10 protein-coding genes and 1 riboswitch are annotated in these 9,646 nt (G+C 45.5%); all 10 genes read right to left on the reverse strand.

The window, feature by feature from the left end:
• Window positions 1-105: 105 nt before the first annotated feature.
• The 10 genes from cbiB to cbiE all read right to left on the reverse strand — a co-directional run bounded on the left by cbiB (window position 106) and on the right by cbiE (window position 9,169).
• Window positions 106-1,083 (reverse strand): adenosylcobinamide-phosphate synthase CbiB, encoded by a 978-nt coding sequence (cbiB, locus tag HGJ98_RS12415; protein WP_291351727.1) that lies wholly within the window; start codon window positions 1,081-1,083, stop codon window positions 106-108.
• A gap of 58 nt (window positions 1,084-1,141) precedes the next feature.
• On the reverse strand, window positions 1,142-2,686 hold the full coding sequence (locus HGJ98_RS12420) for a cobyric acid synthase (RefSeq protein ID WP_291351728.1): 1,545 nt from the start codon (window positions 2,684-2,686) through the stop codon (window positions 1,142-1,144).
• 116 nt (window positions 2,687-2,802) lie between these two features.
• Window positions 2,803-3,438: a precorrin-8X methylmutase gene (locus tag HGJ98_RS12425; protein WP_291351729.1), complete on the reverse strand. Its 636-nt coding sequence runs from the start codon at window positions 3,436-3,438 to the stop codon at window positions 2,803-2,805.
• A complete protein-coding gene (locus HGJ98_RS12430) occupies window positions 3,435-3,806 on the reverse strand; it encodes a CbiX/SirB N-terminal domain-containing protein (RefSeq protein ID WP_291351730.1) in 372 nt (123 codons plus the stop codon). Before HGJ98_RS12430 ends, HGJ98_RS12425 begins: the two co-directional genes overlap by 4 nt.
• On the reverse strand, window positions 3,803-4,564 hold the full coding sequence (gene cobK / locus HGJ98_RS12435; RefSeq protein ID WP_291351731.1) for a precorrin-6A reductase: 762 nt from the start codon (window positions 4,562-4,564) through the stop codon (window positions 3,803-3,805). The genes HGJ98_RS12430 and cobK overlap by 4 nt, the downstream gene beginning before the upstream one ends.
• Window positions 4,561-5,250, reverse strand: a complete 690-nt coding sequence (gene cobJ / locus HGJ98_RS12440; protein WP_291351736.1) for a precorrin-3B C(17)-methyltransferase — start codon at window positions 5,248-5,250, stop codon at window positions 4,561-4,563. Before cobJ ends, cobK begins: the two co-directional genes overlap by 4 nt.
• 29 nt (window positions 5,251-5,279) lie before the next feature.
• A complete protein-coding gene (locus HGJ98_RS12445) occupies window positions 5,280-6,368 on the reverse strand; it encodes a cobalt-precorrin 5A hydrolase (protein WP_291351732.1) in 1,089 nt (362 codons plus the stop codon).
• Window positions 6,365-7,153 (reverse strand): precorrin-4 C(11)-methyltransferase, encoded by a 789-nt coding sequence (cobM, locus tag HGJ98_RS12450; protein WP_291351733.1) that lies wholly within the window; start codon window positions 7,151-7,153, stop codon window positions 6,365-6,367. Before cobM ends, HGJ98_RS12445 begins: the two co-directional genes overlap by 4 nt.
• Window positions 7,134-7,871: a precorrin-2 C(20)-methyltransferase gene (cobI, locus tag HGJ98_RS12455; RefSeq protein WP_291351734.1), complete on the reverse strand. Its 738-nt coding sequence runs from the start codon at window positions 7,869-7,871 to the stop codon at window positions 7,134-7,136. The genes cobM and cobI overlap by 20 nt, the downstream gene beginning before the upstream one ends.
• Window positions 7,871-9,169, reverse strand: a complete 1,299-nt coding sequence (cbiE, locus tag HGJ98_RS12460; protein WP_291351735.1) for a precorrin-6y C5,15-methyltransferase (decarboxylating) subunit CbiE — start codon at window positions 9,167-9,169, stop codon at window positions 7,871-7,873. Before cbiE ends, cobI begins: the two co-directional genes overlap by 1 nt.
• Before the next feature lie 121 nt (window positions 9,170-9,290).
• Window positions 9,291-9,472: riboswitch (cobalamin riboswitch) on the reverse strand.
• Window positions 9,473-9,646: the final 174 nt, after the last annotated feature.

Genomic DNA, 9,646 nt, shown 5'->3' on the forward strand with positions numbered 1-9,646 from the left:
CTACTCGATGTTCGATAGTCGTAGTTCGTGGTTCGAGAGAGCGTGTCACGGGGACGATCCTTTTGGCACGCTCATCGAACCTCAAACATGTGATCTTCATTTATACTACATAAGTCCTATATAAGCTAAAATTAATGTAGGAATAAGTGCCAACCAGGTTGCAGTTTGTACCAACTGCCGGCAGCGAGCTATGTCTGTGGCATTTACAGGGTGGAGAGCATCTCCCATCTCTGCTCGGTGATGAGTCTTTCCATGATAGATATTGATCCCACCCAGTTGAATACCCAGCAAACCAGCAACCACACTTTCTGGATTTCCGCCGTTGGGACTTGGATGACCCGAAGCATCTCGTTTCCACATACGATAAGCATGATCGACTGGCATTCTCATTAACCATCCTGCCAGGAGCAAAATAGGAACTGATAAGCGAGCCGGCACGTAATTCGCCCAATCATCCGTCCGTGCCGAGAACCAGCCGAACTCCTCATAGCGTTCGTTCCGATAGCCCACCATGGAATCCAAAGTGCTAACCGCTTTAAAGGCCATAGCTAAGGGTGCTCCTCCAAGAGCCGCAAAGAAAAGCGGAGACAAAATCCCATCGACAAAGTTTTCAGCAAGTGTCTCGACGGTTCCCCTGGCAATCTCCGCTTCCTTAAGATTGGCTGTGTCACGGCTGACTAACCAGGAAAGCCGGGTACGAGCCTCACTTATATCCCCTTTTTGTAAAGGACGTAGGACACTTTGCCCCGCCTCCAAAAGGGATTTACTAGCTAAGGTCGTGAATATGAAATATGCACTTAAAGCTAAACCGACTAGGGGATGAACTGCGTTCCCTAAGGATATGACAGCCCAAGTGAGCAGATAACTCCCACCCACAATGAGGAACACTAGCCAAACCCCCTTACGGCGACGTACCTCAGGAGATCCATGATTAAGTTTACGTTCGAAAAAACTGATGACATTTCCGATTCCCACCACCGGATGAGGCCAGCTGCGTGGATCACCTATAACTTGATCCAGAATAAATCCAATAAGAAGAGCTATGGGAAAAACCGCTCCGTACATACTAAACATCTCGATCATTAATATTCACTTCCTAGACTCCCACCGATTAAGGGGAGTTCTATGCTTCTGGTCTTACCTAAGATTCTGTCCTTAAGCCCATAATGGCTCGAATACGCTCCAGATCGACATTTTGTCGGACTAAATCTGCCAACTCATTAAACGCTGATTCACGAAGTGCTGCCTGGGAGAGTGACGCTTCGACAGGCCTCTGGGAACCCCTGCGCTGCCAAAGCCAGTTTAAAAGTGATGTTCGTAAGCTGTCATTATCGAAAATTCCATGTAAATAGGTGCCATAGGCATTACCTACCTGCATTCCATCGACATTAGATTCTTCATTCGAGGTCAGGTTAAAGAGGGGTGAATGCCCTTCATCCATCGTGGTTCGGCCCATGTGAATCTCATAACCAACGACAGTTTCTCCGGTGCAGGCTTTGAAAAATCCATGATTGGTCAGGATGGTTCCTTTACTTTGGACAGTATGCTTCTGAGGATAAAATTCCGTCACCATCGGCAGTATACCTAGTCCTGATACTTCTTCAAGCTCAGATTCTGTATGCAGCGGATCCTTTACTAGGCGTCCCATCATTTGGTAACCACCACAAATTCCGATAACAGGAATCTCTTCTGCACAAAGTGTTTGGATATGTTTTCCTATACCGCTTTCATGAAGAAAACGCAAATCTGCAAGGGTATTTTTACTGCCTGGAATAATTAGGAGATCTGGTTTTCCTAGGTTTGCTGGATCCGTAACATAACGCACTGAAACATCCGGTTCATCTTGAAGGGCATCGAAGTCTGTAAAGTTGGAGATGTAGGGTAGACGAATAACCGCAACGTCCAATTGTTCCTCTAAAGAAACCGAGGGCTTTTCGGCAGCTTCATTGATGGCAACTGAATCTTCATCCGGAATACGGATCTTAAAATAAGGAACAACCCCAACGACTGGGATTCCTGTTTTTTCTTCAATGAAATCTAAGGCCGGTTGCAAAAGTTTAATTTCCCCACGAAATTTATTGAAAATAATCCCTTTGATCAGTGCTCGTTCTTCGGGTTCTACTAATTCTAAAGTACCTACAACTGAGGCCAAGGCCCCACCCCGATCAATATCTGCTACTAGCAAAACAGGAGAATTGATTTCCATGGCTACACGCATATTGACAATGTCGTTGGATTTAAGATTGACTTCCGCCGGACTTCCTGCCCCTTCGATAACCACCATTTCATACTCGTCGAGCAGTCCGTAGAGAGCTTCCGTCACATACGACCAAGTCATACGCTGATATTCTCCATGATAACGCAGAGCTGTCACATTCCCTTGAGACTTACCCATAATAACAACCTGAGATCCCGTTGGACCACTGGGTTTTAGTAAAATGGGGTTCATTCTTACATCTGGTTCAACACCGGCAGCTTGAGCCTGGACTACCTGCGCCCTGCCCATCTCTCCACCTGAAGTGGTCACAAAAGAATTGAGTGCCATATTTTGTGCCTTAAAGGGACTTACGTGATATCCTTCTTGGTAAAATATCCGACAAAACGCTGCCGCCAACACGCTCTTTCCTACGCTGGAAGAGGTTCCTTGAATCATAAGCTTGGCAGTTGTTTGATTATTTGAAGACATCATTTTCACCCTCTTTTTCTAAGGAAGCAAAGGGACGGTTCTCTTGCTTCCATGTGCTTCAAGAAATAACGTTTGTAGATGACACATTTTCTTGGGTTGTTTGAGTTTCCAAAGTGCTATCTCTGTTTCAAGACGGTATAAATCAAAGCGTTAACCACCGTTGCAGCTATGGGGCTTCCTCCCCGCGTCCCGAGTACGGTAATTGAGGGAAACTCTTGGTGCTCCCATAATAAATCTTTAGATTCTTTCGCCCCGATAAAGCCTACCGGAATTCCGACGATCAAAGCAGGTCGAGTCTCTGGATTTTCTGCTAAACGTAAAACTTCGATTAAAGCAGTTGGCGCATTGCCGATTGCCACAATTGAGCCGCGAAGGCGGTCCGCATTCATGCGAAAAGCGGTCATCGAGCGGGTGATCCCCCAAGCTTTTGCTTGTTCAGGCACCCCAGGGGTATTTAGAAAACATTCCACAGTTCCTCCCAAGGATTTTAGTTTCTCCTTGGAGATTCCTGCCCGAACCATCTCAACATCCGTGATGACGTTTGCGCCCTCTTGCAAAGCCTTGAGTCCACAAGCGATTGCTTCTGGGTGAATGGCAATTGAGGATTCTAAGGAGGGATCCCCGGTTGTATGAATAATACGTTCGACAACTGGGAAGTCCGCTTCCAACCAAGGACGTGTTAGTCCAGCCCGTATAATCCGCATACTTTCAGTTTCGATTTGGCCCGGGTCTAAAATGAAGTCTGCTGTCATTCCCCTAAAGCCTCCTTAATGCGCAGGCTGGCCAAGCTTGCAATCCCGTCATCCGCTCCCAGTTCTCTAGTAAAGATAATCTCCACTTCAGGATGCTTTTCTCGAATTTCACGCAATTCCTCATGAATATCCACTGTCACATGCATTCCGCGGAAAAGAAAGAGCGGCATTATGACAATTTTAGACGCACCGCTTTGAATCTTTGCTTCCACTGCTTCTGGCAGACTAGGTTTATCATGAGCCATGTAGGCTGGGGTTACAGGCTGGCCCATTAATTTACTCACTTTTTCAGCGACCACTAAAAGTCCTTGGTTGGCCTCTGCACGTCGGCTGCCGTGTCCTAAGATAATAATCTCTGATGATTTCATATCGATTCCTCCAAATTTTTGATAAATTCATTTAAGGTTAAACTATTTGAGTCCTCTTCGGTCGGTCGTTTAAGAAGAACTAATGGTATGTCTAAGCTGAGACATGCTTGTATTTTTTCCAGGGTTCCGCCTACTTTTCCACTTTCCTTAGCTATTACGACTTCAATGTTTAATTGCTTAAACATGGCTTCATCCCACTCTTGAGAAAACGGTCCTTGAGCAGCGATGATTTGATTGGGTTTAAAGCCTAAGGATTCACATTTTACTAACACCTCAGAAGTAGGCAGGACACGAACATAAAGGGCTTTGTCCTTCATTGAAGGATGAGCTGACCATTCAGGCAACCCGTTGCTTCCAGTCGTGAGCAGAATTCGATTTCCTAACCTCTCTGCAATCTGTGCCGCAGTTGGTATGTCCTTTGCCCAATGAAGGAGAGGGTGATCCGGCACTTCTAAGGCTGAGCGTTCCCATCGCAAATAAGGTAGAGATAAATCCGAGCAGACTTTTTTGGCCATTTCTTTTACCCGTACCGCGTAAGGATGAGTTGCATCCACTAGCGCTTGAAAGGAATTAGCCTTTAGAAGATCGGTAAGACTTTGTTCATCCATGGCTCCCGAGCGCGCTTGCAGTCCTTGACCCTGTGCTAAATCAGCACCATAGGCAGTTAGGGTCGAGACTAATACCTCATGCCCGCGTTGCTTTAGGGCATCAGCTAGTTCACGCCCATCCTCTGTTCCTGCTAAGACCAAAAGCCTCACAGCTTATACCCTCGAGGAGTCACCATATAAGGACCAACAATCCGGGTTTGCGAGTTTCCGATTATGACAGTGGTGAGCATATCGATGGGGTGATTCGTAAAATCGCCTAACGTGGTGATTTCAACGCTTGATTCCTCACCCCGTAAGGCTTCTCGAACCAGACCAACAGGAGTTTCCGGTCGGCGGTAACGCAGAATAATCTCCTGTACTGTCTCAATATGTTGAGGACGACCTTTGCTTTTCGGATTATATAACGCGAAGATAAAATCTCCCTCGGCTGCTAAGCGCACTCTCTTCTCAATAACTTCCCACGGAGTTAACAAATCACTTAAGCTGACCACGGCAAAATCATGCATTAAAGGAGCGCCTAACATAGAAGCCGCTGCTGAGGCTGCCGTTACTCCAGGAATGATTTCTAAGGGTAGATCCAACAGGTTTTCTTGCTCTAGACATTCAATAATAATCCCCGCCATGCCGTATACTCCAGCATCTCCACTGCTTACGACAGCGACTCGATGACCCTCGGCGGCAATTCTAATCGCTTCACGGCAGCGATCAATTTCTTGTCGCATCCCCGTCGCCACAATTTGCTGATGGGTTAAAAACGGCCGAATGAGGTCTATGTAGGTTTTATAACCCACAATGTATTCCACCTCATTTAATACGGATTGAACCTTTGCTGTCATATGGTCTTGATCCCCAGGTCCGAGGCCCACTACAAAAAGTTTTCTAGGCTGATCGCCACTGTGACCCCCTGACCCTTGGTTTTCGGCAGGACTAGCCGTCCCCTTTTGGCTCCCAGTAAACTCGCTGCTTCGCATACACCGTCCACTCCTATCTTTTCGCTTACAAAGTTTGATCGATTTAACTGTTCTTCAAGATTTACGGATTGTAATTCATCCGCAGGAAAGGTTTGAAACGGGACCCTCAGGTACTTAGCCGCTTCAATTAGACCAACTTCATCAGATTTCAGGTCAATACTATAAATTCCCGAGATCGCTTTCAGGGAGGCTCCTAGCTGTTCAACTGCTGACGTGATTCTATCCAAAATGACTTCCCTAGCAACCCCTCGTCGGCATCCCACCCCGATACTTAGGATGGGTGGTATTAAGTACAGGCAATCGGACTTAAGATTTGACTTAGGAAAAGCATCGATTATAACATTCGCTTGGTCTTTTTCGTTTTCAGATAAAAAACGATAATGGGGATCACTAAGCCATGTTTTATGCTCTGGTTGCCAAGGGTGATTTGCCCAGACCTTGAGGAGTCTTTGCTCTAAAAGCAAACGATTAACCTTAGGTAAATGATGGACAGGTTCCACTTTCCAGCCATATCTGCGGGCGTATTCGTCGGGTGCTGTCATCCCCCTCACATCCGTGGCTGTCGTTATAACGGGCACTGCTCCAATCAGATCAGAGATTAGATTAGCCCAAGCGTTGGCTCCGCCTAAATGCCCGGACAACAAAGGAATCACAAATTTTCCGTTTTCATCTAAGACCAGCACTGCTGGGTCTTGATCTTTTCCTTCTATTAATGAGGCGATTTGACGCACCACAATTCCAGTTGCCATGACAAAAATTAGAACTGAAGACTCTTGCCAAAGGCTTGGGACAATATCGCTCAAGCGGGAAAAAGGTTGATTGTTTCCTTGCTCAACTACTTTTTCGTGGATATAAAACCTTCGAGCAACGGTCTTCGGAAGACCCTCTCCAATACGCAGGATCGTATCTAACCCACGATCCGTCAACGATATAAGAGTTACATTTGATTTTAGATCTAAATTTTCGACCATGTCGGATTTCACTTCTCTGTCCCTTGTCGATATTCGTGCGTAAAGGTTGGATCATAGAGCTTTGAACGAGCATATCCCTTGGCCGGATCTAAGAAATCCCCAACTAGGATCTGAGCCTGTTTACGAATCCCTGCCTCTTTAACCTTCTCTACAATAGTTTCCAAGGTTCCCAGAAGAACCTCTTCATCTGGCCAACTCGCTTTAGCGACCACGGCAATAGGGGTTGAGGCTGGATAACCACCTTCTAGTAACGCTTGAACAACGGATCCCATATCCTGAACACTTAGGAAAATCGCCATACTGGTTTGATGCTGCGCTAATTTGGCCAGTGCCTCACGCTCAGGAACTGGAGTGCGTCCAGCTAAGCGAGTTAGAATCAAGGTTTGGCTGATATCTGGCAACGTAAATTCACGTTTTACAGCTGCAGCGGCTGCAAAGACTGAGCTAACCCCTGGAATGACGGAATAGGGTATTTCTTGCTTATCCAGGTATTCAAATTGTTCTTTGATTGCTCCATACATACTGGGATCTCCTGTATGAAGACGGACAATTGTTTCTCCATTTTTGGTTCCTTCCAACATCAAAGCAACCACCTCTTCAAGGGTTAGATGGGCGCTGTCATGGAAAGGGGTTCCTGGACGACAGATTTCTAATATTTTTGGGTTAACCAAAGACCCAGCATAAATCACTCGGTCTGCTTGCTCCAACGCACGAGATCCTTTAAGTGTAATCAGTTCAGGATCCCCCGGACCAGCTCCTACGAAGATGACTTCGCCATTAGTTTTTTTCTGGTTCACTGTTTTCCCTCCCTAATAAGTCTTTTTTGACTAGTAACAAACTCAGATAATCGATTTTTTCGGATTGGAAATCCTCAGGTTTAGGTTCCCAGCGAATTTTCTCTTCGGATTGTCCTAGTCTAGTTAACAAGACTGCTTTTCTGTCGTGTTCTTCAAGCAGCGTCAAAATTTCGGGAAGTCTTCTGGATACTTTCATTAAGATCAAATTTGGGAAATCAAGAAATTCTCCCACATCTTCAGTGCTTGGTAAGACAAGGAGAGGCTCATCCCCCGTGGCAAGGGGCAAATTAATCTTGGCTGCTGCGGCTGCCATTGCCATGATCCCAGGTACAGTTACAATACATTCCTGAGGTAATTCATCTTGGAGATTGTTAAGCAAGTAAGTATACGTACTATAAAGTGAAGGATCACCCAGGGTGATGAAGGCCACAGATTTTCCCTGTTTTAATTCGGCTAAGATGGTTTGAGCTCCATCGAACCAAGCCTTTGCTAAAACCTGCTGATCTGAAGTCATGGGCATTTCAAGCTCGACAAGTCGTACATTTGAGGGACAATGTATTTTAGCAATATCCCAAGCGACACTTTCTCGGTCCATTTTGGATTTTGGGATAGCTACCAAATCAACCGATTGAAGGACCTGAACCGCTTGCAAGGTCAAGAGCTGAGGGTCACCAGGACCGACTCCGACACCATAAAATTTTCCCCAAGTTGTATTCATCACTTTTCCCCTTTTCGTCCTGAAATTATAAAGATTGGATTCAATGCTTGAGCCATATGCAAGGTTTGTACTGCTTTCCAGCGAACTGCTTGAATCGACACGGTGTCGATATCCTGATAATTAAAGTCTGTGAGCAGTTTTAAGCCTTGAGCCACAGTTTCGATAGTCACTGCTGTAATCACGATTCTTCCCCCTTCAATAAGGGGAACTGTTTCTAGGATTTCTGCTAACCGCCCATTACTCCCGCCAATTATACAGACATCGACGGGTGGCAGCTCATTGAAGACATCAGGTGCTGCTCCAGGAATTAAACGAAGATTTGAGACGTTAAACTTATGTTGATTAGCAAAGATGAGCTCTTGAGCCTCTGGATTATGCTCAATGGCATAAACGACTCCTTCAGAAGCCAGGCCTGCTGCTTCGATACTAATACTTCCTGTACCTGCCCCGATATCCACAACCTGGTCGTGTTTTGAAATTTGGGCTTTGGCGAGTACTTGCACACGAATTTCCGCTTTGGTCATGGGAACTTTGCCCCTCAGAAACTCTTCGTCTGGAATTCCAAGCCTGGACCCGACCGGTTTTTTAGTAGGATTGTTAAGTGTCTGAGGTTGAGCCTGATTAATACTTTGCCTGTAATCCTGATTTGGGTCCTGATTGAAGGAGGGGTTGGCATCCTGCCCTGCAGTGGGATGTAGAATGACAATGGCATTTTTTAATAAGGTCGTTTCCCGAGCTAATCGTTCCGCATCCATTGTCGCCCAAAGTTCCTCTGGATAAGCAAGGGCATTCCCAATGGAAATCGTCGGATTATAACCGCGATTCAAGTAGTGTTGGGCTATCTTCTGAGGACTATTTTCCCCGCCGGTTAAAACCGCAGTTGGACGAGTAATCACTTGAGGAAGTACGGATAGCTCTCGACCGTGAACACTGGCAAAGGTTGCTTCCTGCCAGGGAAGTTCAGCTCTGGCAAAAGCAAATTGAAGAGAACTGATCCCAGGATGAACATCGATTCTCTCTTCTGGAAATTCCTTCTTTAGTCTGGGTAAAAAACTAAAAAACCCAGGATCGCCGGAGACCAGGACCCCAACAACTTTCCTTTCCAGTAATGCATTTCTGATAACTTCAACACTGCTGGCTAGGTTACCGGACAAGGTATACTGGCGCCCTATGAAATCAGGAAAAAGCTCTAGAGCCCGAGACCCCCCAATTAGAATTTCGCAGTTCTTGACAAGTTCAGTGATTGCAGGGGGCAACCATTCCGGCCTTCCGGGGCCGATACCGATGACCTGTAACATACATTACCCCTCTTTCATAGTTTGTCGTTGATAAATACTTTCTGATAAGTACTAAAAAACGAGCCTGAGCGGCTCGTATGGTTTACCCTAAATAAACACACACATCTCCTATCGCTCGTAGGTTTGTGATGTTACTTAAGGCAGGTTTCCTGGCTTCAAATCATCATTCTCTTACCCATCCAGACGTTGTGGGTAGGATTTAGTAGAGAACTCCTTGTTTACAGTGGCGGGACCGCGTCGGATTTTCACCGACTTCCCCTTTTAGATCCTTTATACAAAGGAACCTTAAGCATGGCATATTAAATTTTTCCGAGGAGGTATGTTCGACTGATATTGAGTTATTCTATAAGTATATACTAAATTCCTCTTTTTCAAAATAACTTATCAAAAAATATTGAATTTAGTTTAACCTTCAGTTCTATTAATAATGGATTTATGTTTCGTTATAACAAATTTTGAATGGTTAATGGTATTACA

Origin of the sequence: Desulfosporosinus sp. (assembly GCF_014237355.1) — a bacterium.
GTDB lineage: Bacteria > Bacillota > Desulfitobacteriia > Desulfitobacteriales > Desulfitobacteriaceae > Desulfosporosinus.

Bases quoted from the DNA above. Each gene is read 5' to 3' on its own strand.
- cbiB (WP_291351727.1), bottom strand. From the start codon at position 1,083: ATGATCGAGATGTTTAGTATGTACGGAGCGGTTTTTCCCATAGCTCTT.
- HGJ98_RS12420 (WP_291351728.1), bottom strand. From the start codon at position 2,686: ATGTCTTCAAATAATCAAACAACTGCCAAGCTTATGATTCAAGGAACC.
- HGJ98_RS12425 (WP_291351729.1), bottom strand. From the start codon at position 3,438: ATGACAGCAGACTTCATTTTAGACCCGGGCCAAATCGAAACTGAAAGT.
- HGJ98_RS12430 (WP_291351730.1), bottom strand. From the start codon at position 3,806: ATGAAATCATCAGAGATTATTATCTTAGGACACGGCAGCCGACGTGCA.
- cobJ (WP_291351736.1), bottom strand. From the start codon at position 5,250: ATGACAGCAAAGGTTCAATCCGTATTAAATGAGGTGGAATACATTGTG.
- cobI (WP_291351734.1), bottom strand. From the start codon at position 7,871: ATGAATACAACTTGGGGAAAATTTTATGGTGTCGGAGTCGGTCCTGGT.
- cbiE (WP_291351735.1), bottom strand. From the start codon at position 9,169: ATGTTACAGGTCATCGGTATCGGCCCCGGAAGGCCGGAATGGTTGCCC.